At 70.3% G+C, this 21,838-nt stretch carries 21 protein-coding genes and 1 pseudogene; 10 read left to right on the top strand and 12 right to left on the bottom strand.

From position 1 onward, the window contains the following. The first annotated feature begins 17 nt into the window (after window positions 1–17). Genes BHU06_RS00110 through BHU06_RS00100 form a run of 3 tightly spaced genes read left to right on the top strand, consistent with a single transcriptional unit; the run spans window position 18 to window position 4,283 of the window. Window positions 18–1,526, top strand: a complete 1,509-nt coding sequence (locus BHU06_RS00110; protein WP_070397113.1) for an AMP nucleosidase — start codon at window positions 18–20, stop codon at window positions 1,524–1,526. 11 nt (window positions 1,527–1,537) lie between these two features. Next, entirely contained in the window at window positions 1,538–3,811 is a 2,274-nt protein-coding gene (locus BHU06_RS00105; protein WP_070397112.1) for a xanthine dehydrogenase family protein molybdopterin-binding subunit, read from the top strand. Window positions 3,812–3,821: 10 nt separating this feature from the next. Next, window positions 3,822–4,283 carry a (2Fe-2S)-binding protein gene (locus tag BHU06_RS00100; protein ID WP_070397111.1) on the top strand — a complete coding sequence of 154 codons (462 nt, stop codon included), beginning with the start codon at window positions 3,822–3,824 and terminating at the stop codon, window positions 4,281–4,283. Window position 4,284: 1 nt separating this feature from the next. On the opposite strand, the gene purT is transcribed toward BHU06_RS00100, so the two are convergent. Together purT and asd are read right to left on the bottom strand one after the other, a co-directional pair. Next, the gene (purT, locus tag BHU06_RS00095; protein WP_070397110.1) at window positions 4,285–5,490 is read right to left on the bottom strand and encodes a formate-dependent phosphoribosylglycinamide formyltransferase; all 1,206 of its coding nucleotides are present in this window, start codon (window positions 5,488–5,490) and stop codon (window positions 4,285–4,287) included. Window positions 5,491–5,515: 25 nt separating this feature from the next. Continuing rightward, on the bottom strand, window positions 5,516–6,367 hold the full coding sequence (asd, locus tag BHU06_RS00090; protein WP_070397109.1) for an archaetidylserine decarboxylase: 852 nt from the start codon (window positions 6,365–6,367) through the stop codon (window positions 5,516–5,518). A gap of 61 nt (window positions 6,368–6,428) precedes the next feature. Between asd and BHU06_RS00085 the strand changes: the two genes are divergently transcribed. The 3 genes from BHU06_RS00085 to BHU06_RS00075 all read left to right on the top strand — a co-directional run bounded on the left by BHU06_RS00085 (window position 6,429) and on the right by BHU06_RS00075 (window position 9,302). Then, a complete protein-coding gene (locus tag BHU06_RS00085) occupies window positions 6,429–7,364 on the top strand; it encodes an ATP-binding cassette domain-containing protein (RefSeq protein WP_070397108.1) in 936 nt (311 codons plus the stop codon). Continuing rightward, window positions 7,364–8,191 carry an ABC transporter permease gene (locus BHU06_RS00080; RefSeq protein ID WP_070397107.1) on the top strand — a complete coding sequence of 276 codons (828 nt, stop codon included), beginning with the start codon at window positions 7,364–7,366 and terminating at the stop codon, window positions 8,189–8,191. Before BHU06_RS00085 ends, BHU06_RS00080 begins: the two co-directional genes overlap by 1 nt. A 325-nt stretch (window positions 8,192–8,516) precedes the next feature. Next, window positions 8,517–9,302 carry a hypothetical protein gene (locus tag BHU06_RS00075; protein WP_139146897.1) on the top strand — a complete coding sequence of 262 codons (786 nt, stop codon included), beginning with the start codon at window positions 8,517–8,519 and terminating at the stop codon, window positions 9,300–9,302. Between the two features lie 28 nt (window positions 9,303–9,330). Here BHU06_RS00075 and BHU06_RS00070 read toward each other — a convergent pair whose 3' ends face one another. The 4 genes from BHU06_RS00070 to BHU06_RS00055 all read right to left on the bottom strand — a co-directional run bounded on the left by BHU06_RS00070 (window position 9,331) and on the right by BHU06_RS00055 (window position 13,185). Further along, on the bottom strand, window positions 9,331–9,588 hold the full coding sequence (locus tag BHU06_RS00070; protein ID WP_070397105.1) for a hypothetical protein: 258 nt from the start codon (window positions 9,586–9,588) through the stop codon (window positions 9,331–9,333). A gap of 270 nt (window positions 9,589–9,858) precedes the next feature. Next, on the bottom strand, window positions 9,859–10,983 hold the full coding sequence (locus BHU06_RS00065) for a YbdK family carboxylate-amine ligase (protein ID WP_070397104.1): 1,125 nt from the start codon (window positions 10,981–10,983) through the stop codon (window positions 9,859–9,861). A 3-nt stretch (window positions 10,984–10,986) separates the two neighbouring features. Next, window positions 10,987–12,177, bottom strand: a complete 1,191-nt coding sequence (locus tag BHU06_RS00060; protein ID WP_083292753.1) for a cation:proton antiporter — start codon at window positions 12,175–12,177, stop codon at window positions 10,987–10,989. A 123-nt stretch (window positions 12,178–12,300) separates the two neighbouring features. After that, window positions 12,301–13,185, bottom strand: coding sequence for an SAM-dependent methyltransferase (locus BHU06_RS00055; RefSeq protein WP_070397103.1), 885 nt, complete (start codon window positions 13,183–13,185; stop codon window positions 12,301–12,303). Between the two features lie 47 nt (window positions 13,186–13,232). On the opposite strand from BHU06_RS00055, the gene BHU06_RS00050 reads away from it, so the two are divergent. The 3 genes from BHU06_RS00050 (at window position 13,233) to BHU06_RS00040 (ending at window position 15,350) form a co-directional block, all read left to right on the top strand. Beyond that, window positions 13,233–14,267 (top strand): serine/threonine protein kinase, encoded by a 1,035-nt coding sequence (locus BHU06_RS00050; RefSeq protein WP_070397102.1) that lies wholly within the window; start codon window positions 13,233–13,235, stop codon window positions 14,265–14,267. A gap of 148 nt (window positions 14,268–14,415) precedes the next feature. After that, window positions 14,416–14,865, top strand: a complete 450-nt coding sequence (locus tag BHU06_RS00045; protein ID WP_070397101.1) for a MarR family winged helix-turn-helix transcriptional regulator — start codon at window positions 14,416–14,418, stop codon at window positions 14,863–14,865. Between the two features lie 56 nt (window positions 14,866–14,921). After that, the gene (locus BHU06_RS00040; RefSeq protein ID WP_070397100.1) at window positions 14,922–15,350 is read left to right on the top strand and encodes an organic hydroperoxide resistance protein; all 429 of its coding nucleotides are present in this window, start codon (window positions 14,922–14,924) and stop codon (window positions 15,348–15,350) included. 73 nt (window positions 15,351–15,423) lie between these two features. Here BHU06_RS00040 and BHU06_RS23090 read toward each other — a convergent pair. The 6 genes and pseudogenes from BHU06_RS23090 to BHU06_RS00010 all read right to left on the bottom strand — a co-directional run. Then, window positions 15,424–15,759 (bottom strand): annotated as a pseudogene (locus BHU06_RS23090) (hypothetical protein); the annotation flags it as partial. 52 nt (window positions 15,760–15,811) lie between these two features. Further along, window positions 15,812–17,674, bottom strand: coding sequence for a molecular chaperone HtpG (gene htpG / locus BHU06_RS00030; RefSeq protein WP_070397098.1), 1,863 nt, complete (start codon window positions 17,672–17,674; stop codon window positions 15,812–15,814). Between the two features lie 105 nt (window positions 17,675–17,779). After that, a complete protein-coding gene (locus tag BHU06_RS00025) occupies window positions 17,780–19,021 on the bottom strand; it encodes a triacylglycerol lipase (RefSeq protein WP_070397097.1) in 1,242 nt (413 codons plus the stop codon). A 52-nt stretch (window positions 19,022–19,073) separates the two neighbouring features. Next, window positions 19,074–20,102 carry a pseudouridine synthase gene (locus BHU06_RS00020; RefSeq protein WP_239478177.1) on the bottom strand — a complete coding sequence of 343 codons (1,029 nt, stop codon included), beginning with the start codon at window positions 20,100–20,102 and terminating at the stop codon, window positions 19,074–19,076. 79 nt (window positions 20,103–20,181) lie between these two features. Further along, the gene (locus tag BHU06_RS00015) at window positions 20,182–20,580 is read right to left on the bottom strand and encodes a hypothetical protein (RefSeq protein WP_070397096.1); all 399 of its coding nucleotides are present in this window, start codon (window positions 20,578–20,580) and stop codon (window positions 20,182–20,184) included. Window positions 20,581–20,708: 128 nt separating this feature from the next. Further along, on the bottom strand, window positions 20,709–21,428 hold the full coding sequence (locus BHU06_RS00010) for a Crp/Fnr family transcriptional regulator (protein WP_070397095.1): 720 nt from the start codon (window positions 21,426–21,428) through the stop codon (window positions 20,709–20,711). A 138-nt stretch (window positions 21,429–21,566) separates the two neighbouring features. Between BHU06_RS00010 and BHU06_RS00005 the strand changes: the two genes are divergently transcribed. After that, window positions 21,567–21,838 (top strand): AMP-binding protein (locus tag BHU06_RS00005; RefSeq protein ID WP_139146896.1); only part of this gene is annotated, 272 nt, incomplete at its 3' end.

The raw sequence follows: 21,838 nt of genomic DNA, 5'->3' as shown, positions 1-21,838 counted from the left end.
CACTTCACAATAGCCGCATGCAAAAAACGCCCGAATTTACCGCCCCCCAGCGCTTCGACGACCCGGACGCCGCGCTGGACCAGGTGCGCCGCATCTACCAGCACAGCGTCGAGTTCCTGCGCCAGGCCTTGCACGACTACGTCGGCGGCGCCGATTTCCACGGCGTGCGCGTGCGCGCCTGCTACCCCTACGCGCGGCTGGTGAGCCACAGCAACCTGCGCCTGGGCGAGGGGGCCGACGAACTCGGCCGCCAGCGCCTGAGCTACGGCTTCGTGGCCGGCCCAGGCCGCTACGAAACCACCCTCACCCGCCCCGACCTGTACGGCGACTACTACCGCGAACAGTTCCGCCTGCTGCTGGCCAACCACGGCGGCGAGATCGAGATCGGCACCAGCACCCAGCCCATCCCGATCCATTTCTCGTTCGCCGAGCACGACCATGTGGAGGGCCAGATGGGCGCCACGCGGCGCGCCTTCATGCGCGACGTCTTCGACCTGCCCGACCTCACGGCCATGGACGACGGCATCGCCAACGGTACGCACCAGCCCGGCCCGGGCGAGGCACAGCCGCTGGCGCTGTTCACCGCACCGCGCGTGGACTACTCGCTGCAGCGCATGCGCCACTACACCGGCACCTCGCCCGACTGGTTCCAGAACTTCGTGCTGTTCACCAACTACCAGTTCTACATCGACGAATTCATCAAGCTCGGCCACGCCGAGATGGACAAGCCCGACAGCCCGTACGTGGCCTTCGTCGAGCCGGGCAACGTGGTCACGCGGCGCAAGGGCCTGCAGGCGCGGCCCGGCGACGAGCTGGGCCACGCGCCGCCGCGCCTGCCGCAGATGCCCGGCTACCACCTGGTGCGCGAGGACCGCAGCGGCATCACCATGGTCAACATCGGCGTCGGCCCGGCCAACGCCAAGAACATCACCGACCACATCGCCGTGCTGCGACCGCACGCCTGGCTGATGCTGGGCCATTGCGCCGGCCTGCGCACCACGCAGCAGCTGGGCGACTACGTGCTGGCCCACGCCTACGTGCGCGAGGACCACGTGCTCGATGAAGAGTTGCCGCTGTGGGTGCCCATTCCCGCGCTGGCCGAGATCCAGCTCGCGCTGGAGGCCGCGGTGGCCGACGTGACCGGCGTGCCGCCGGCCGAGCTCAAGCGCATCATGCGCACGGGCACGGTGGCCAGCACCGACAACCGCAACTGGGAACTGCTGCCCGACAACATGCCGCAGCGGCGCTTTTCGCAGTCGCGTGCGGTGGCGCTGGACATGGAATCGGCCACCATCGCGGCCAACGGCTTTCGCTTCCGCGTGCCCTACGGCACCCTGCTGTGCGTGAGCGACAAGCCGCTGCACGGCGAGATCAAGCTGCCCGGCATGGCCAACCACTTCTACCGCGAGCGCGTGGACCAGCACCTGCGCATCGGCATCCGCGCGGTGGAGCTGCTGCGCGCGGGCGGCGTGGACCAACTGCACAGCCGCAAGCTCAGGAGCTTCGCGGAGGTGGCCTTCCAGTAAGGAGAAGCCGCATGGCGAGCACCCGACGCAAGTTCGTCCTCGGCACCCTGGGCATCGCCGGCGCCCTGGTGGTGGGCTGGGGCCTGATGCCACCGCGCCAGCGCCTCACCACGGCGCAGCCGCTGCCCACGGCCGAGGGCGAGGTGGCCTTCAACGGCTGGGTCCGGATCGCGCGCGACGGCACGGTCACCGTGGCGCTGGCCAAGAGCGAGATGGGCCAGGGCGTGGTCACCTCGTTGTGCATGCTGCTGGCCGAGGAGCTGGACGCCGACTGGTCGCGCGTGCGCTGGCAGCAGTCCCCCATCGACGGCATCTACAACAACATCGCCAGCGTGGTCGATGGCCTGCCGGTGCACCCCGACACCGACAACATCGCCGTCGACGCCGTGCGCTGGCTCACCGCCAAGGCCATGCGCGAGATCGGCGTGATGATGACCGGCGGCTCGTCCAGCGTGAAGGACCTGTGGCTGCCCATGCGCCAGGCCGGCGCGTCCGCGCGCCAGATGCTGGTGGCCGCCGCCGCCGCGCAATGGGGCGTTGCCGCGGCCGACTGCGGCACCGAGAACGGCGAGGTGATCGCGCCCGACGGCCGCCGCCTGGGCTACGGCGCCCTGGCCGCCGCGGCGGCTCAGCTGGCGCTGCCGCGCGACCCGCCACTCAAGGCACCCGAGCGCTTCAAGCGCATCGGCCAGCCCACGCGCCGCCTGGACACGCCCGGCAAAATCGATGGCAGCGCGCGCTTCGGCATCGACGCCCTGCCCGATGGCCTGCTGTACGCCAGCGTGCGCCTGTGCCCCGCCCTGGGCGGCCGCGCGCACAGCCACGACGACGCCGCGGCGCGCGCGGTGCGCGGCGTCAAGGCCGTGCTGGCCGTGGAACCCCTGCGCGGTGGTACCGGCGGCGTGGCGGTGATCGCCGACCACCCCTGGCGCGCCCGCCAGGCGGCCGACAAGCTGGACGTGAACTGGGACCACGGCGCGCTCGCCAGCTTCTCCAGCGCGCAGGCCATCGAGGGTTTCGCCGCCGCCGCGCGCACCGAAAGGGGCTTCGCCTTCTACGAAACCGGCGAGGTGGACGCCGCGCTCGCGGGCGCCACGACGCGCATCGAGGCCGAGTACCGCGCGCCCTACCTGGCCCATGAGGCCCTGGAGCCCATCAACTGCACCGTGCTGTTCGAGGGCAACAAGGCCACGGTGTGGGTGTCCACCCAGGTGCCCGGGCTGGCGCGCCAGGCCGCGGCCGGGGCCCTGGGCCTGCCCGACGAGGCCGTGGCCGTGCAGGTGCTGATGCTGGGCGGCGGCTTCGGCCGCCGGCTGGAGGTGGACTTCATCGCCCAGGCCGCCGCCATCGCCAAGGCGGTGCCGGGGCATCCGGTGCAGACGATGTGGAGCCGCGAGCAGGACATCCGCCACGACCTGTACCGCCCGGCCTGCGCGGCGCGTTTCGAGGCCGGCTTCGACGCCGACAAGCGGCTCGTCGCCTGGAAGAACACCAGCGCGGGCCAGGCCATCGTGCCGCAGGTGCTCACGCGCGCCTTCGGCCTGCCCGGCGGCGGGCCCGACAAGACCACCAGCGAGGGCGCTTTCGACCAGGCCTACGAATGGCCGGCCGCGCGCATCGCGCACGTCAAGGTGGACGCGCCGCTGCAGGTCGGCTTCTGGCGCTCCGTGGGGCATTCGCACCAGGCCTTCTTCAAAGAGGGCTTCGTCGACGAGTGCGCGCACGCGGCGGGCCAGGACCCGCTGGCCTTTCGCGAATCGCTGTTGCGCCGGCACCCGAAACAGCTGGCCGTGCTGCGGGCCGCCGCCCACGCCGCGGGCTGGGGCACGCCCTCGCCGCCCGCGCCGGACGGCGCCAAGACCGCGCGCGGGCTGGCGCTGCACGACTCCTTCGGCTCCACGGTCGCGCAGGTGGCCGAGGTCTCGCTCGGCCCCGACAAGGCGATCCGCGTGCACCGCGTGTGGTGCGCCATCGATTGCGGCTTCGCCGTCAACCCAGCTGGCATCCGCCAGCAGCTGGAGGGCGGCGTGGTGTTCGGCCTGTCGGCCGCGCTGCACGGCGGCGTGGAGATCGTCGACGGCCAGGTGCAACAGAGCAACTTCCACGACCAGCCCATCCTGCGCCTGAACGAGGCGCCGCGCGTGGACTGCCTGATCCTGCCGGGCGACGGCCACCCCGAGGGTGTGGGCGAACCTGGTGTGCCGCCGATCGCGCCCGCCGTGGCCAACGCGCTGTTCGCGCTCACCGGGCAGCGCCTGCGCAGCCTGCCCCTGACACTTGCCTGAGGAACCGACCATGACCACCACGCTCAAGGTCAACGGCCGCGAGGTCAGCGTCGATGCCGACGCCGACACGCCGCTGCTGTGGGTGCTGCGCGCCGACCTGAAACTCACCGGCACCAAGTTCGGCTGCGGCATGGCCCTGTGCGGCGCCTGCACGGTGCACGCCGACGGGCAGCCCATCCGCGCCTGCGTCACGCCGGTCTCCGCGGTCGCGGGGCAGGCCATCACCACCATCGAAGGCATCACCGGCCCCGAGATCGCCGCCCTGCGCGCGGCCTGGACGGCGGTGGACGTGGTGCAGTGTGGTTACTGCCAGGGCGGCCAGCTCATGAGCGCCTGCGCGCTGCTCAAGAGCAACCCCCGGCCCGACGAGGCCGCCATCGACGCGGCCATGAGCGGCAACCTGTGCCGCTGCGGCACCTACCAGCGCATCAAGGAAGCGGTGGCGCTCGCGGCGCAGCAGGTCAAGGGCTGAGTCAGGCGGCCCGGTGCGGCTTCACCGTCGAGGCCGCGAGCTTGGCGTTCTCGCGCGCGCGCTGCACGTCGGCCTCGCGCGCCAGCGCGACACCCATGCGCCGCTTCTGAAAGCTCTCGGGCTTGCCGAACAGGCGCAGCTCGGTGCCCGGCACGCGCAAGGCCTCGTCCACGCCGTCGAAGGCGATGCCCTGGGCCTCCACGCCGCCGTAGATGACGGCGCTGGCGCCCGGGCTCTTGAGCGCGGTGTCCACCGGCAACCCCAGGATGGCGCGCGCGTGCAGCTCGAACTCGTTCTGCCACTGCGTGACCATGGTCACCATGCCGGTGTCGTGCGGGCGTGGGCTGACCTCGCTGAACCACACCTGGTCGCCGGCCACGAACAGCTCCACGCCGAACAGGCCTTGGCCGCCCAGGTTGTCGGTGATGGCCTTGGCGATCTCGCGGCTCTTGCGCAGGGCCTCGGCGCTCATGGGGTGCGGCTGCCAGCTCTCGACGTAGTCGCCGCCCACCTGCACATGCCCGATGGGCTCGCAGAAATGCGTCTCGGCCTGGCCGCCGGCGCCCAGCGCGCGCACCGTGAGCAGGGTGATCTCGTAGTCGAAGCGGATGAAACCCTCGACGATGACCCGCCCGTGGCTCACCCGGCCGCCGGCCATGGCGAAGTCCCAGGCCTTCTGCACGTCGGCAGGGCCGTCGATCTTGCTCTGGCCCTTGCCGCTGCTGCTCATCACGGGCTTGACGATGCAGGGATAGCCGATGCCGCTGTCGATGGCCGCCTGCAGCTCCTGCAGCGAATCGCAGAACTGGTAGGGGCTGGTCGGCAGGCGCAGCGTCTCGGCCGCCAGGCGGCGGATGCCCTCGCGGTCCATGGTGAGCCGGGCGGCGCGCGCGGTGGGGATCACGCGCACCACGCCCGCGGCCTCGAGTTCCTGCAGCATGGGCGTGGCGATGGCCTCGATCTCGGGCACCACCAGGTGCGGGCGCTCGCGCTCGATCAGCGCCTTGAGCTGGGCCGGGTCGCTCATGGCGATGGTGTGCGCGCGGTGCGCCACCTGATGGCCGGGCGCGTTCTCGTAGCGGTCGACCGCGATGGTCTCCACGCCCAGGCGCTGCAGGGCGATCAGCACCTCCTTGCCGAGTTCGCCGCTGCCCAGCAGCATGACTTTGGTGGCCGAGGGCGACAGCGGCGTGCCGAGCGTGGTCATGGTGATGTCCTGAGGAAAGAAAGATTCAGAGCGCGCCGCCCATGGCCTCGCCCAGGCGCACGGGGCGCGCGGCGGTCCAGTCGGGGCTGAAGGCGATGGTGTCCGGCGGCCACAGCAGCACCACCGTGGAGCCGAGCAGGAAGCGGCCCATCTCGGCGCCTTTGTCCAGCCGCAGCGGCGTGTCGTCGTAGCGCCATTCGCGCACGGTGCCCGGACGCGGCGGGTTGACCACCCCATGCCAGGTGGTGGCCATGCTGCCCACGATGGTGGCGCCCACCAGCACCAGCGCGAAGGGCACGGTGCGTTCGCCCACAGGCATATCGAACAGGCAGACCACGCGCTCGTTGCGCGCGAACAGGCCCGGCACGCCCGCGGCCGTGGCCGGGTTCACCGAGAACAGTTCGCCCGGCACGTGCAGCATGCGCCGCAGCGTGGCCGCCGCCGGCATGTGGATGCGGTGGTAGTCGCGCGGGCTCAGGTAGATGGTGGCGAAGCTGCCGCCCTGGAAGGCCTGGGCCAGCGCCGCGTCGCCGCCCAGCAGCGCGCGCGTGTCGTAGTGGTGGCCCTTGGCCTGGAAGATGCGGTCGCCTTCGATGCGGCCCAGCTGGCTGATCGCCCCGTCCACCGGGCAGACGAAGGCCGCGTCGGCCAGCGGGCGCGCGCCGGGTTTCAGGGCACGCGTGAAGAACGCGTTGAAGGTGTCGTAGGCGGTGGGATCGGGGTTCGCCGCCTCGGCCATGTTCACCTGGTAGCGCGCGATGAAGCGGCGGATGGCCCACTGGGTGAGCGCGCCGGCGCGCGCGCCGGCGAAGGCGCCCGCCAGGCGGGTGAGCGCCCCCTTGGGCAAAAGGTATTGGAGTTGGACGGCCAGCGACATGGGTGGCGGATTGTAAAAGTGGAACCCGTGGGGGTTTGAGGCGGCAGGCACAATGCCTCGGATGAGCACACCCCTGTTCGAAGCCGCCGAGCTGGTCAAACGCTACGGCGAGAACACGGTGGTCAACGGCGTGAGCTTCGCCATCCACCCTGGCGAATGCCTTGGCGTGATCGGCCCCAACGGCGCCGGCAAGACCACCACCATCCGCATGTGTCTGGGCCTCACCGCGCCCGATGGCGGGCGCATCCACGCCTTTGGCAAGGACATGCCGCGCGACGCCATGGCCATCAAGGCGCAGCTCGGCGTGGTGGCCCAGATGGACACGCTGGACCCGGACTTCAACTGCGCGGAGAACCTGCTGGTCTATGGCCGCTACTTCGGCCTGAAGGACGCCGTCATCCGTGCGCGCATCCCGCGCCTGCTGGAGTTCGCCGCGCTCACGCACAAGGCCACGGCCCGCCCGGGCGAACTGTCGGGCGGCATGAAGCGCCGGCTGAGCCTGGCGCGCGCGCTGGTGAACGACCCGCGCCTGCTGATGCTCGACGAGCCCACCACCGGCCTGGACCCGCAGGCCCGCCACCTGATGTGGGAGCGCCTGCAGGTGCTGCTGCAGCAGGGCAAGAGCATCCTGCTCACCACGCACTTCATGGACGAGGCCGAGCGCCTGTGCTCGCGCCTGCTGGTGCTGGACCACGGCCGCAAGATCGCCGAAGGCCGGCCGCGCGCGCTCATCGCCGAGCACCTGGAGCCCGACGTGGTGGAGGTCTACGGCCCCGGCGCGCTGGACCTCGCCCAGCGCGAGGAACACGCCCCGCTGCGCGCCCTGGCCGCGCGCGTGGAGGTGAGCGGCGAGACCGTGTTCTTCTACACCGCGCAGGCGCAGCCGCTGCTGGCCGCGCTGGGCGAGCACCACCAGCTGCGCACGCTGCACCGGCCCGCCAATCTCGAGGACCTGTTCCTCAAGCTCACCGGACGACAAATCAGGGAAGACGGCTGATGACCACGACCACCCTCACCCCCATGAATCCCTGGGCCCCGCCGCGCCTGTCCTGGCGCTGGTGGCCGGTGTTCCTGCGCAACCTGCTGGTCTGGCGCAAGCTGGCCCTGCCCAGCGTGGTGGCCAACATCGCCGAACCGCTGATCTGGCTGGTGGCCTTCGGCTATGGCCTGGGCGCGCTGGTGGGCACGGTGAACATGGGCACGCCCGGCGGCTCGGTGGCGGTGCCCTACATCCTGTTCCTGGCCAGCGGCAGCATCTGCATGAGCGCCATGAACGCGGCCACCTTCGAGGCGCTGTACTCGGCCTTCTCGCGCATGCACGTGCAAAAGACCTGGGACGGCATCATGAACGCGCCCGTGCGCCTGGACGACGTGGTGCTGGCCGAGATGCTGTGGGCCGGCTTCAAGTCGCTGTTCACCGTGTCCGTGATCCTGCTGGTGATGCTGGGCCTGGGCATCACGCACTCGCCCAAGCTGCTGGTGGCCTGGCCGGTGCTGGGCCTCGTGGGCATCACCTTCTCTTGCATCGCGCTGGTGTTCAACGCGCTGGCCAAGGGCTACGACTTCTTCAGTTACTACTTCACGCTGGTGATCACGCCCATGATGTTCCTCTCGGGCGTGTTCTTCCCGCGCGAGCAGCTGCCGGCGCCGGTGCTGCTGTTCTCCGACCTGTTGCCGCTGACGCACGCGGTGCAGCTGGTGCGCCCGCTGTTCCTGGACCAATGGCCCACGGACGCGGCGCTGCACCTGCTCGTCCTGGTGGTCTACGCCATCGGAACGTTCTGGCTCGCGCTGGCCCTCACGCGCAAGCGCTTCGCGCGCTGAGGGCACAGCCCGGGGGCCCGTGGCCCAACGCCGGCATCGCCCGCCGGCCTGCTGGCCGGCACGCTTCGGCCCTGACCGGCGCCGCATCGTCCCGCTGACCTACGCCTTGGCGCATAGGCCTTTTCGGGCCGAACCGAAGCGAGGGTGTCGCCACCCATGGGGGCTTCACTTCCTTTGGAGTCCTCCATGCCAGGTTCTTGGCCGTTTGGAACGCAATCGATCAACGGACGCTGCACGGGCGAGCTGCAGCTGCCCGGCCACCGCGAATCCGTGGGCCCGCCATGGGCCGGCAACGGCCACCTCAGCCGAGCCTGAGCAAGGTCCCATGCGACACCTTCGTGCAGTCCTCGGCGCCTGGGCCTTGATCGGCCTGGTCGCCTGCGGGGGCAACGGCGCCATCGACGGTGCAGCCGCCCCCGACTCGCCACCCGCGCCGTCCACCGGCGCGGCGTCCGTGCATGCACTGGCTGGCGCCTGGACGGACAGCCGCGGCGACGGCCAGCTCTTCGTCGCCGCCGACGGCCAGGCCTATGGTCTGCTGAGCGACAGCGGCACGAACCGCCTCCTGCGCGGCACGCTCACGGCCCAGCACGGCCTGGTGTCGCCCAGTGGCTTCGACGCGGTGGATATGCGGGTGCCCGACTCTCGCCAGCGCTGGTCCCTGACGGGCAGCTACCAGCCCCAGTCGCAGCTGCTGCTGGCATCGGACAGCGGGGCGCCGGTGGTGAGCGCCGTGTACGACGCGCGCTCCGCGCATGGCGCCGACCTGGCGGCGCTCGCGGGCACCTATGAGGTCACCCTCTACGGCAATGGTCGGCCCACCATCACCTACTTGGCGACCCTGGGCGACAGCGGCGGCATCGATCTGGCCGGCTGGCAAGACGGCCAGGAGCAGTGCCGGCTCCGTGGTGCGCTGACGGCGGCCTCACCAGCCGTCAACATTCTGAATGCCCGCCTGCTCGCTTCCGGGGCGGGTTGCCAGTTCCCCGATGGCACGGGCATTCAGGGGCTGGCGCAATACGATGCCGACCACGCCCTGCTGGTCCTGTTCGGCATGAGCGGGAGCGGCGACGGGGCCCTCGTGCTCTACGCGAACCGGATCAGGGCCTGAGCGCGGGGGCACGCCCTGGGCCTTAGGGTCAATGGACCTGGTGCAGCCCTGGCTGGGCCTCGAGGTAGGCCTCGGAACCGCTGTCCATGAACGCTTCCTGGTCGATCGCGGCGTCGAACTCGCGGGTCGTGGTGTCGAACAGCTTGGGGATCAGCGGCTTGTCCAGCGGGCGGCAGACACGGCCGCGCAGGCCACGCAGCGGCTGGCTGCTCTCCATGGCGTTGATCACGGCCTCCGGGTCCAGCATCAGGACGAAGGGGTTGGTGCGGTTGGCGAACGAGTTCATGGCGGGCTTCCTGAGAGATACAGATGAGACAGCGGGCGTGTCCTTGGAAACAAACTGTATCGATGCCCTCCCGGGGCGTTAAGTCGGCGCCTCACCATCCCGCGTGTAGGAAGTTCCCCGACAGCTGTCGGGAATCCCCCCGCAGGCGATTCGTGATGCACATCACGCACCGGGCCATGAGCGGTCGCCCTTTGCGCCTGAGCGGCGCTCCACCCGGCGCCCCACCGTGCGACCCGTCACGGTTTCCCGGCGCGGTCGGCCGGGCGCTGTTCAAGGTCCGTGGCGCAGCGCCTCCACACTGGCGCGCACCACCGCCTCCACACTGCGGCTGTCCCGGTAGCGGTTGCGCAGGAAGCTCGCGTGGTTGCCGGCGTGGGCGGCCGTGCGCTCGATTTCGTCGAGCGCGGCCAGGCTGTTGAGCGCCAGCGCGTGCGGCGTGAGCTCGCGCAGCGTGGCCAGCACGTCCTCGCGGATGCTGATCTGTTCGCGTGTCTTGGGGTTGACCATCATGCCGTCGAGGCCGAAGCGGCAGGCCTGGAAACGGTTGTAGGTGTAGACGAGGTAGTCGTCTTCCTCGGGTGGTGGCTCGTTGCGCTCCAGCAGGTGGCGGCACAGGGCCTGCAGGTAGCAGGCCAGCGCGGCCGCGCGCTCCACCGTCAGGGGCGTGTCGCACACGCGCAGTTCGATGGTCCCGTACTCGGGCTTGGGCCGGATGTCCCAGTAAAAGTCCTTCATGGACTTGACCACGCCCGTGCTCTCCATCTTGGTGAAGTAGACGTTGGCGAACTCGTCCCACTTGAGCACGAAGGGCGCGCGCCCGCTCAGGGGGAAGGCGAACACCGAGTTCAGGCGCGCCGAATCGAACAGCGTGTCCACGCCCTGGGAGAACGGCGAGGACGCCGACAGCGCGATGAAGTGCGGCACGTAGCGGTTGAGCGAATGCAGCAGGAACAGCGCCTCGTCGGGCGAGGCGCAGCCGATGTGCACATGCTGACCGAACACGGTGAACTGCTTGGCGAGGTAGCCGTACAGGCCCGAGAGCTGGTGGAAGCGTGGTTTGGAGAAGATGCGCTGCTCAAACCAGCGCTGGAAGGGGTGGGTGCCGCCGCCCGCCAGCTCGATGTTGAGCCGGTCGCCCGCGGCCACCAGCGTGTCGCGGATCTGCTGCAGCTGCTGCAGCAAGGGCCCGTGCTGGGTGTGGATGCCGGTGGCGATCTCGATCATGCTCTGCGTCATCTCGGGCGTGACCACGCCCGGGAAGGGCTTGCGCGCGAGCAGGTCCAGCAGGTCGTTGGCGCTGCTGGAGAGGTCGTGGTCGTAGCTGTTGACGAGCTGCAGCTCCAGCTCCACGCCCATGGTCAGCGAGTCGGAGGCCTTGAAGGTTTCCAATGGCATGGCTTATTCCTTCGTGACGTGGGTCTCGCGCGCGGCCATCAGGGCGCGCTGCGTGACGATGGGGCCCAGCAATTCCTGCAGCAGCATCATGCCGGCCATGGCCGCGAGCACCTGCACCGCGGGCTCGAAGCCATAGAGCCGCGTTTCTTCGATGAGCAGGATCGCGAAGGCCGACATGGGCGTGAGCGCCAGGCCCGTGAGCAGGCCCTTGCGCTCGGAAATGCCCGACAGCCGCGCCGCCGAGACGTTGCAGAACACCTTGACGGCGGTGCGGACCAGGATCAGGGCCAGGCCCATGAACAAGGTGGTGGGCACGTCGGTCCAGGTCAGCAGCGAGGCGATGTAGACGAACAGGAACACCGAGAGCAGGTCGCCCGCGGTGCCGAAGTCGCGCTGCGCGCTGGTGAGGTGAACGCGACGCTCGCGCGCCACGATGCCGAAGGTCAGCGCCGCCAGCAGCGGCGACAGCTTGAGCCCGTAGGCCGCGGTGGTCAGCAGCAGCACGGCGAGTGCAAACACCACGGTCACGCCGTGCCCGTGCGTATTGCGCAGCCGCAGCAGCCAGGGAATGGCCATGCCCAGCACCGCGCCCACGGCAATCGACGTGCCCACCACGTGGATGCTGCCGAAGGCCGCGAGCGCGAAATCGCCCGAGGTGGACAGCGTCCAGTAGCCCACCACGAGCTTGAGCGCCAGCACCGCCATCAGGCAGTTGATGGCGCACAGGTGCAGCACGCGCTCGGTGGCCTGGCCCGAACTGCGCAGCTCGTGCGCCACGCGCAACACGCCCGCGGGCGAGGCCGCCATCGACACCGCGGCGATGATGAGGCGGTGGTCGGTGGGCAGCGCGAACCAGCCGGTGGCCCAGTACACCGCGCCGAAGGTGGCCAGCGATTCGACCACCCCCAGCAGCAGCACCCAGAAGTTGTGGCGGAACCAGCGCAGGTTGATGCGGTAACCGAGCTCGAACAGCACCAGCGACAGCGCCACCGTGGCCAGGAAGGGCAGGCCCGCGATGTCGGGCGTGAGGCCGGGCAGGTTGATCAGGCTGGCCAGCAGGCCCACGGCCACATAGCTGGTCACGCGCGGCAGTTGCCAGCGCTCATTGAGCCACTCGGCGAGGAACCAGGCCAGCAGCAGCACCAGGGGCCAGGCGATGGCCTGCAGCAGGAAGGCGATGTCGGAAGGAATCACGGAAAGGCTCTCCTCGGTGACGCCGTCGGACCGGCGCCGGCGCGGGCCGGTCGTCGTCGGGCGCCGTGACCCCGAGTGGGGGCCATCGGTTCATGGACTGGCGGCCCGTGGGGCCGCCGCGGCTCAGACCGCGAATCGGGTCTGCATGGCTTGCAGGCCGAACTGATCAAGCACCTGCAGCAATCGCTGGCGCGCGCGCTCCTGGCGGCCGTGGCGATCGTCGGCCATTCTACGGGCCAGGATGAGTTCGTTTTTCATGGAATGCTCCCATCCGACGAGCTCGGTGACGGTCACGTCATAGCCATGCGCTTCCAGGCGCAGGCAACGCAGCACGTTGGTGATCTGGCTGCCGAACTCGCGCGTGTGCAACGGGTGGCGCCACAGCTCCGCCAGCGGCGTCTGTTTGAGCGCGAAGGCCTTGTGCTGGCGCATCACGCCCGCCACCTCGGCCTGGCAACAGGGCACCAGCACCAGGTGCTGCGCTTCGCGCGCCAATGCGAAATCGATCGCGTCGTCGGTGGCCGTGTCGCAGGCGTGCAGCGCCGTCACCACGTCCACGCGCGCGGGCAACTCGCTGTGTTGCATGGCCTGCTGCACCGTCGCGGCCAGGAAGCGCATGCGCTCGAAGCCCAGGCGTTGCGCCAGCACCTGCGAGCGCTCCACCAGCTCCGCGCGCGCCTCCACGCCGATGACTGAGCCCTGGCCGCGCGGCTTGAGCACCAGGTCGTACAGGATGAAGCCCAGATAGGACTTGCCCGCGCCATGGTCGGCCAGCACCACGTCGCCGCGCTCGGCCAGCACCTGCGCCAGCAGGGGCTCAATGAACTGCACCAGGTGGTAGACCTGCTTGAGTTTGCGCCGCGTGTCCTGGTTGAGCCGCCCCTCGCGCGTGAGGATGTGCAACTCCTTGAGCAGCTCGATCGACTGCTCCGGCCGCAGCTCGGGCAGTTGCGCGTGAAGGTCTTGCGCCGGCTTGGGTCGCGCGGCGGAACGGGAAACGGAAGGCATGCGGCGATGATAGGTGAGCGCCGCGAACCGACCCTGGACAATCGCGCATGACCATGCCGACCCCGCACCCCTTCGACACCCTCACCCCCGACGCCGTGCTCGACGCGCTCGATGCCGTCGGCCTGCGCGGCGATGGCCGCCTGACCACGCTCAACAGCTTCGAGAACCGCGTCTACCAGGCGCACCTGGAGCGGCCGGTGGACGGCCACGAGGTGGTGGTGCTCAAGTTCTACCGGCCGGGCCGCTGGAGCGACGCGCAGATCACCGAGGAGCACGCCTTCGCAGCCGAGCTGGCCGCCGCCGAGGTACCGGCCGTGGCGCCGCTGGCCGTCGACGGCGCCACCCTGCACCACCACGCGGGCTTCGCCTGGGGCGCCTGGCCACGCCGCGGCGGGCGCCGGCCCGAGCTCGACGACCTCGAGGTGCTGGAGTGGATCGGCCGCTTCCTCGCGCGGCTGCACACCGTGGGCGCCGCGCGCCCTTTCGCGCACCGACCCGCGCTCGACAGCGCCAGCTTTGCGCGCGAGCCACGCGACTGGCTGCTGGAGCACGAAATGATCGCCCCCGAGGTGCGGCGCGAATGGTGCGCCGCGCTCGACGAGGCGCTCACGCTCATCGAGGCCCATCCCGTGCTGCGCGCCGGCGGCGACAGCGACCCGCAGGGCATCGCACGCCTGCGCCTGCACGGCGACTGCCACCCGGGCAACGTGCTCTGGACACCCGAAGGCCTGCCCGGCGCGGGCCCGCACTTCGTGGACCTGGACGACGCCCGCCTGGGCCCGGCCGTGCAGGACCTGTGGATGCTGCTGTCCGGCGACCGGCGCCAGCAGACCCTGCAGCTGTCCGCCCTGCTCGACGGCTACGAGCAGTTCCGCCCCTTCGACCGGCGCGAACTGGCGCTCATCGAGGCCCTGCGCACCCTGCGGCTGGTGCACTACAACGCCTGGATCGCGCGCCGCTGGGACGACCCGGCCTTCCCGATCAACTTCCCCTGGTTCGGCGGCCGCGACCACTGGCGCGGCCAGGTTGACCTGCTGCGCGAACAGATCGAGGCCATGCAGCAAGCGCCGCTGCAGGCCTGATGCCGGCCCCGGCGGGGCACACCCTCAGGGGTTAACACCAAAGCACTCGCATAAGCTCGGCCGCGCCGCGCGCGAAAGGCCCTGCTCTGGCAGTTGTCTTTTACTCAATTAAATTGCACACAATCTAATTTCAACCCACACTCTCGCCATGGCATCGACGCCCCCCTCCACCAGCGACCTGCTCAAGCTCGACCACCAGCTGTGTTTCGCGCTGTACTCGGCTTCGCTGGCCATGACCAAGCTGTACAAGCCCTGGCTGGACGAGCTGGGCCTGACCTACCCGCAGTACCTGGCCATGCTGGCGCTGTGGGAAGAGGACGGCCTGAGCGTCTCCGCCCTGGGCGAACGCCTCACCCTCGATTCCGGCACGCTCACCCCCCTGCTCAAACGCCTGGAAGCCATCGGCCTGGTCGCCCGGCTGCGCGACACGCAGGACGAACGCCGCGTGCTGGTTCGCCTCACAACCGCCGGCCGCCGGCTCAAGGCCCGCGCCGCGCGCATCCCCTCGTGCGTGCTGCAGGCCGCGCAATGCACCGTGCAGGAAGCCATCGCCCTCACGCGCGACGTGCGGCAGCTGCGCGACCGGCTCAGCGCCTGACCCCACCCCCATCCGTTCCACCCGCTGTCACCAGCACCCACCCAGGAGAAACCACCATGCCCACCACGCTCGACAAAGTCGTCTACACCGCGCGCGCCCACACCACCGGTGGCCGCGAAGGCACGTCCCGCTCCGACGATGGCCTGCTCGAGGTCAAGCTCGCGCCGCCCAAGGCCATGGGCGGCGCCGGCAACGGCACCAACCCCGAGCAGATGTTCGCCGCGGGCTATTCGGCCTGCTTCATGGGCGCCATGAAGCACGTGGCGGGCATGAAGAAGATCGCCGTGCCGGCCAACGCCGCCATCGACGCCGAGGTCGACATCGGCCCCATTCCGCAGGGCTTCGGCATCGCCGTGCGCATGACCATCCACCTGCCCGGCATGGACCGCGCCGTGGCCGAGGACCTGGTGAACACCGCGCACCAGGTCTGCCCCTACTCCAACGCCACGCGCGGCAACATCCCGGTCACGCTGACCGTGGCGTGAGCCCGTCCCCGCACCCATGAAAAAACCCGCCGGGCCCGGCGGGTTTTTTGTGGGCGCGCCAACCTCAGCGGTTGGGCCTGTTCGGGTCGTAGATCGTGGTGCCCGTGCCTACGCCGACACCCGCGCGCACGCCGCTGTTGCCGATCTCGGTGCTGGCGCCCACGCCCACGCCCGCGTTCACGCGGCCGCCCTGGTCCACGCCGACACCCACACCCACCGGCCCCACGCCCGCGCCCACGCCCAGGCTCACGCCGCTGTTGCTGGCACCCACACCGATGGTCACCGGCCCCACGGGGATGCCGAAACCCACGCCCACGCTGGCGCAGCCCCCCAGCAGGGCGGCAAGGGACAAGGCGGCAAGCGTGCGGGAGAGGCGGACGGTCACGGTGGGCTTTCGATCGGGAGACATGCGATTGTGAACCCGGCGCCGGCGCAAAGTGCCCCGCCCCGGCACCCGTTCGTCACACCAGCAGGGCATTGACGCGCCGCACGTAGGCCGCCGGGTCTTCGGGCAGGCCGCCCTCGGCCAGCAGGGCCTGGTCGAACAGCACGTGCGCGAGGTCGTCGAAACGCTCGTTGCCCTCCAGCTTCTTCACCAGCGGGTGGCCCGCGTTCACCTCCAGGATGGGCTTGACCTCGGGCGCCTTCTGGCCCGCCTGCTTGAGCAGGCGCGCGAGCTGCATGGAGTAGTCACCGTCCTCCACCACCAGACACGCCGGCGAATCCACCAGGCGCGAGGTCGCGCGCACGTCTTTCACGCGGTCCTTGAGCGCTTCCTTGAGCTTCTCCAGCACGGGCTTGAAACCTTCGGCGGCGGCTTCGGCGGCCTGCTTCTCGGCCTCGTCCTGCAGGTCGCCCAGGTCCACCGCGCCCTTGGCCACGCTCTGCAGCGGCGTGCCGTCGAACTCGGGCAGGAAAGACAGCGCCCACTCGTCCACGCGATCGGCCATCAGCAGCACCTCGATGCCCTTCTGGCGGAACACCTCCAGCTGCGGGCTGTTGCGCGCGGCGGCGATGGAGTCGGCGGTGATGTAGTAGATGGCCTTCTGGCCTTCTTTCATGCGCGACTTGTAGTCGGCCAGCGAGCCCGGCTCGGCCTGCGTGCTGCTGGCAAAGCGCAGCAGCTTGGCCAGCTTGTCGCGGTTGGTGAAGTCCTCGCCCAGGCCCTCCTTGAGCACGGCGCCGAACTCGGCGTAGAACGCCGCGTACTTCTCCGCATCCTTGCTCAGCTCGTCGAGCATGCCCAGCACGCGGCGGGTATTGCCCTCGCGGATGGCTTTCACGTCGCGGCTTTCCTGCAGCAGCTCGCGGCTCACGTTGAGCGGCAGGTCGCTCGAATCGACCACGCCCTTGACCCAGCGCAGGTAGGCGGGCATCAGCGCCTCGGCCTCGTCCATGATGAAGACGCGCCGCACGTAAAGCTTGATGCCGGCCTTGCGGTCGCGGTTCCACAGGTCCTGCGGCGCCTTGGCCGGCAGGTAGAGCAGCTGCGTGTACTCGGTGCTGCCCTCCACGCGGTGGTGGCTCCAGCTCAGCGGGGCCTCGCTGTCGTAGCTCAGGTTCTTGTAGAACTCGACGTACTGCTCATCGGTGATGTCCTTCTTCGGCCGCGCCCACAGCGCGTTGGCCGAGTTCACCGTGGTCCATTCGTCCTTGAGGCGGTACTCGCCTTTTTCGGCGTCCCACTCCTCTTCCTGCATGCGGATGGGCAAGCTGATGTGGTCGCTGTACTTGCCGACGATGGACTTGAGCTTCCAGTGGTTGAGGTACTCCGTCTTGTCCTCGCGCAGGTGCAGGATCACGCTGGTGCCGCGCGCGGCGCGCTCGATGGCCTCGACCTCGAAGTCGCCGCTGCCGCCACTGGTCCAGCGAACGCCCTCGCTGGCCGGCAGGCCCGCTCGCCGGCTCTCCACGACGATCTTGTCGGCCACGATGAAGCCCGAATAGAAGCCCACGCCGAACTGGCCGATGAGTTGGGCGTCGGACTTCTGATCGCCCGTGAGCCGACTCATGAAGTCGCGCGTGCCGCTCTTGGCGATGGTGCCCAGGTGGTCGATCGCCTCCGGCGCGCTCATGCCGATGCCGTTGTCGGTGATGGTGAGGGTGCGCGCGTCCTTGTCGAAGGCGATGCGGACCTCCAGCTCGGGCGCGTCCTCGTACAGGGCGCTGTTGTTCAGCGCCTCGAAGCGCAGCTTGTCGCAGGCATCGGAGGCGTTCGAGACCAGCTCGCGCAGGAAGATGTCGGGATTGGAGTACAGCGAGTGCGTGACGAGGTGCAGCAGCTGGGCCACCTCGGCCTGGAAGGAATGGGTCTGTTTGCTCATGGCGGGAATGATGAGGGAAACGGAAAACGCTCGCCGGCAGCGCGCCGGCGCGCACCGAGCGCCGCGCAACTGGGGGCGGTGGAAGGGCTTTTCAAGCCCCCCGTCTCAAGCGGCCGACAACGCTGGCGCGGCGCTCAGCCACTGCCGCAGCTGCTCGGCCACCAGCGGGCTGGACAACAGGTCGAGGTGCCCGGTGCGGTACACCACGCGCAGACTGCCGCGCGCGAAGGCCAGGCGGCGCGCGGGCTCGTCGTGTTCACCCAGGGCGCTGCGCAGGGGAACCAGGCCGTCGCCCACCAGGCGCTCCGCCAGCAGGCCCCGGCGCGGTGCCAGGCAGGCCGCCACGCCAAAGCAGGCCACGCCGTCGGGCAAAGGCAGCGGTTCATCCATGCGCCCCTCGTCCGGGTGCCGCAGGTGGCCATACCGCAGGTCGACGATGCCCGCGCTGCGCAGACGACCCAGTCGCGCCAGCGGAGCGGAAAACGGCGAGGAGCCGAGCAGCAGATCCGCGCCGTGTCCCGCCCGCTCCAGAGGGGCACCGTGGTGCGGCGTCCCCAGGAACACCAGGTGCTTGAGCAGGTCGGGCCAGCGGTATCCCGCGCGGCGTGCCTCGTGCACCGCGCTTCGCGCCACCAGTCCGCCCATGCTGTGGCCCACGATGGTGATGCCCTGCACGGGCAGCGGCCACAGGGTCAGCACGCGTTCCAGCTGGTGCGCCAGTTCGCGGCCGTTGGCCGCGATGCGCAGGCCGCTGTTGTAGCGCAGGCGCAAAGGGGTGGCCCGCAGCGCCTCGCTCAGCACCTCGGTGTGGTCATGTCCGCCGCGCCGCCATTGCGTGTCGTTCATGCACAGGCCGTGCACCATCAGCAGCAGGTGGGGCCTGGCCCCCTGCAGCGCCCGATCGAACCGTTCGTCCTGCCGCGTGGGCAACACCCGCTCGCCCTGGCGCCACTCCATCGGCTGGGCGAGCGCGTTGCCCATGGCCGCGAGGCGGTCCCCGAGCACCCCGTTGATCGCCGCCACCACGGCCTCACGACCGGGCGAGTCCTGCCCGGCCTCGGTGGGGTCGTCAAACAAGGGCAGAACGCTGTGCAACACACCGTCGATGCCTGCGCCCACGCCGTGCGCGACCCCACGAATGGCCCCATAGACTCGCCCGGTGAGGCCGCCGGCACGCTCCGGCGCCTCGCCCGCCGGCAGGCCAATGCGTTGGCGCACGGCCTGGTGCACGCCCTCGGCAATGCCGACCACGCCGAGCGTGGCCTGCGTGGCCAGCTGGGCGGCGGCCCGCAGATCGCTGGGACGCAGGTGCCGCTGGCGGGGGGTTGGCGGTGGGGAGGCGGCCATGCCCCATTGTGGACAGGCCCCGGGGCGCACATCGGCCGGGGGACCGGCGGCGTCAGAACACTTCGTCGGGAAGCAGGTAGCGCCACTGCCCCTGGGGCAGCTGGCCCAGGGCCACGCGGCCGATGCGCACGCGCTTGAGGCCCACCACATGCAGGCCCACCGCCTCGCACATGCGGCGGATCTGGCGCTTCTTGCCCTCGGTGAGCACAAAGCGCAGCTGCTCGGGGTTGAGCCAGTCCACGCCCGCGGGCCTGAGCGGCTGGCCATCGAGCGACAGGCCGTGGCGCAGCCGCGCCAGTCGTTCGGCGGGGAACACGGCCTGCACGTCCTGCTCGACCACGCCCGGCCCTTTCGGCCCGTGCGGCGCCCACACCACGCGCACCAGGTACTCCTTCTCCACCTCGCTGTCCTCGCCGATAAGGGCGCGGGCGACCCGCCCGTCCTGCGTGAGCACGAGCAGGCCGGTGGAGTCGATGTCGAGCCGGCCGGCCGGCGCCAGGCCCTTGAGCTGCGCGGGCGAGAAGCGGCGCGGGCTGCGGTCGTCCTTCCAGTGGGTCCTGGCGTTCAGCAGCACGACGGCGGCCTCGTGGCCGTCCTCGGGCTGGCCGCTCACATAGCCCACGGGCTTGTGCAGCAGGATGGTGACGCGCTCGCCCTGGGCCCTTTGCGCGGCGGGCAGCACCTCGATGCGGGCGCCGGGCCCCACCGCCTGTCCTATGGCGGCCACGGCGCCGTCGACGCTGACCCAGCCATTGGCGATCCACTCGTCGGCCTCGCGGCGCGAGCACAGGCCCAGCTCGGCCAGGCGCTTGTTGAGGCGCGTGCCGTCGCGGGGCGTGGCGGGCGCGGGAGGTGGGGCGGCGTCGCGGCGGGGCGCCTTGCCGGGCTCGCTGGCCCGGGGGGCCGTGGCGGTGGCCGCGGGCTGCACGGGCAGTTCGGGCCGCTGCGCGCTGCTCAGGGGGCGGGCGCGGGCCGGGCCGGGGGGCCGCACCGGCGGGCGGCGGGGCGCGCGCGGATCGGCCGGGGGCTTGGGAGCCGCGGGCTTGAGCTTGAGCGTTCGCTTGGGGGGATCGGATGCCATGGCAGCGATTGTCGCCAACCCCACCACCGACAAAAAAAGAAATCGCCCCGAAGGGCGATCTCCGTCGTCCGAGCCGCGGTCAGGCCTTGCCCTTGGCGGCCTTCAGGGCCCGTTCGTGCTCAGCCTTCGCGTCGGCCTTGCACACCTTCTGGGCGTCGCCGGTCTGGTCTTCGCACTTCTCCTTGGCGATGTCGTAGGCGCTGTCGGCCTTCGCCTTCTCGAGCTTGCGGGCGTTGTCCGGCGAAGCCTTGTACTGCTGCTCCAGGGCCGCCTTGTCGACGCGCTCCGTGCCCTTGGCTTCTTCCTGGCACACGTCCTTGGCGTTGTCCTTCATGGCATCACAGGCCTTCTTCGCGGTCTTGTAGTTCATCTCGATGCGCTCCTTGGCCGCGTCGTACTCCGCCTTGCTCATGGTCTGGGCGGTGGCAAAGGCGGAAACGGCGCACAGGGCGACGGCGGTGGCGATTTTGACGTTCATGGCTGACCTCCTTGGGGTTGGGATGCGCCATGTTCCGCCGGGGCGCGGGCGCGCGGCGTAGGAAAGGTGCGCCGCGGCGTGTAGGAGAAGGACGGCCCCGGCCACGCCGGCCGGCGGCCGGAAAGCGCTCAGCCCAGATCGCCCGAGCGCAATGCCTGGAGGTCCAGCACGCGCAGCCCCCCGTACTCGATGCGGATCCACCCCTTCGCCTGCAGCGCGCCCAGGGCCTCGTTCACGCGCTGGCGCGACAGGCCCACCAGGTAGGCCAGTTCCTGCTGCGTGATGCGCAGGATGCCACCCACGTTGGGCGACAGCAGCGGGTGGAACAGGGCCGCCAGGTTGCGCGCCACGCGCAAGTCGGGACTGCCCAGGCGGTCCACCTCGCGCGCGGCGATGAACTGGCCCAGGCGCTCGTTGAGCTGGTGCATCACGAAGCGGTTGAAACCGATGGAATGGTCCAGCAACCAGTCAAAGGTCTCCACCGGCAGGCCCGCGATCAGGCTCTTGCGCAAGGCCTGGATGTTGTAGCGGTACTGCTCGTGCTTGAGCACCGTGCCCTCGCCAAACCAGCCGCCGGGCGCCACCCCCGTGAAGGTGATCGCGGGGCCGCTGGAATCGTCGTTCGTCATCTTGAGCAGACCATCGACGAGGCCGAACCAGTAGGTCACTGGCCGCCCGATGCGGCAGACGTAGTCGCCGGCCTCGGCCTCCACCACCTGCAGCGCGTCCAGCGCGCGCTCGCGCGCCTCGCCCTGCAAGGGCGGCAACCAGGGAATGCCGGCGAGCTCGGCCTCGGTGGGGCGGCGTGCGCGCTCGCGGATGGCGCTGCGGCGGGCGGCAAGGTACATGGGGAAAGTCCTAGCAGGGTAGACCCTCAATTGTCGTCACACAGACAACATAACGTCAAACCCGGGCCTACCATGCGTTCCATACCCCCGCCCGGTGCCGCCAGCGAGCGCCCGCGTCGGGACCACAGGAGACGAGGCATGCAGACGACTTTTCCGCGGATGCTGCGGGACCACGCGACGCAGCGGCCCGACGCGCCCGCGATGCGAGAGAAGGCGTACGGGATCTGGCAGACGACGAGCTGGGGCGAGATGCTGCGGCTGGTGAGGTGTCTGGCGTGTGGTCTGCACGAGGCGGGCTTGAGGCGTGGGGAGCACCTGGTGGTGATAGGGGCGAACCGGCCGAGGCTGTACGCGACGATGCTGGCGGCGCAGTCGCTGGGGGCGATCGCGGTGCCGCTGTACCAGGACGC

This window comes from Hydrogenophaga sp. PML113 (assembly GCF_001777155.1).
Classification (GTDB): Bacteria; Pseudomonadota; Gammaproteobacteria; order Burkholderiales; family Burkholderiaceae_C; genus Hydrogenophaga; species Hydrogenophaga borbori.
This window is presented reverse-complemented; position numbering and strand designations above follow the sequence as displayed.

Bases quoted from the DNA above. Each gene is read 5' to 3' on its own strand.
- BHU06_RS00020 (WP_239478177.1), bottom strand. From the start codon at position 20,102: ATGGCATCCGATCCCCCCAAGCGAACGCTCAAGCTCAAGCCCGCGGCT.
- BHU06_RS00080 (WP_070397107.1), top strand. From the start codon at position 7,364: ATGACCACGACCACCCTCACCCCCATGAATCCCTGGGCCCCGCCGCGC.
- BHU06_RS00070 (WP_070397105.1), bottom strand. From the start codon at position 9,588: ATGAACTCGTTCGCCAACCGCACCAACCCCTTCGTCCTGATGCTGGAC.
- BHU06_RS00075 (WP_139146897.1), top strand. From the start codon at position 8,517: ATGCGACACCTTCGTGCAGTCCTCGGCGCCTGGGCCTTGATCGGCCTG.
- BHU06_RS00055 (WP_070397103.1), bottom strand. From the start codon at position 13,185: ATGCCTTCCGTTTCCCGTTCCGCCGCGCGACCCAAGCCGGCGCAAGAC.
- BHU06_RS00065 (WP_070397104.1), bottom strand. From the start codon at position 10,983: ATGCCATTGGAAACCTTCAAGGCCTCCGACTCGCTGACCATGGGCGTG.
- asd (WP_070397109.1), bottom strand. From the start codon at position 6,367: ATGTCGCTGGCCGTCCAACTCCAATACCTTTTGCCCAAGGGGGCGCTC.
- htpG (WP_070397098.1), bottom strand. From the start codon at position 17,674: ATGAGCAAACAGACCCATTCCTTCCAGGCCGAGGTGGCCCAGCTGCTG.
- BHU06_RS00025 (WP_070397097.1), bottom strand. From the start codon at position 19,021: ATGGCCGCCTCCCCACCGCCAACCCCCCGCCAGCGGCACCTGCGTCCC.
- purT (WP_070397110.1), bottom strand. From the start codon at position 5,490: ATGACCACGCTCGGCACGCCGCTGTCGCCCTCGGCCACCAAAGTCATG.
- BHU06_RS00010 (WP_070397095.1), bottom strand. From the start codon at position 21,428: ATGTACCTTGCCGCCCGCCGCAGCGCCATCCGCGAGCGCGCACGCCGC.
- BHU06_RS00040 (WP_070397100.1), top strand. From the start codon at position 14,922: ATGCCCACCACGCTCGACAAAGTCGTCTACACCGCGCGCGCCCACACC.
- BHU06_RS00110 (WP_070397113.1), top strand. From the start codon at position 18: ATGCAAAAAACGCCCGAATTTACCGCCCCCCAGCGCTTCGACGACCCG.
- BHU06_RS00045 (WP_070397101.1), top strand. From the start codon at position 14,416: ATGGCATCGACGCCCCCCTCCACCAGCGACCTGCTCAAGCTCGACCAC.
- BHU06_RS00085 (WP_070397108.1), top strand. From the start codon at position 6,429: ATGAGCACACCCCTGTTCGAAGCCGCCGAGCTGGTCAAACGCTACGGC.
- BHU06_RS00105 (WP_070397112.1), top strand. From the start codon at position 1,538: ATGGCGAGCACCCGACGCAAGTTCGTCCTCGGCACCCTGGGCATCGCC.
- BHU06_RS00050 (WP_070397102.1), top strand. From the start codon at position 13,233: ATGACCATGCCGACCCCGCACCCCTTCGACACCCTCACCCCCGACGCC.
- BHU06_RS00100 (WP_070397111.1), top strand. From the start codon at position 3,822: ATGACCACCACGCTCAAGGTCAACGGCCGCGAGGTCAGCGTCGATGCC.
- BHU06_RS00015 (WP_070397096.1), bottom strand. From the start codon at position 20,580: ATGAACGTCAAAATCGCCACCGCCGTCGCCCTGTGCGCCGTTTCCGCC.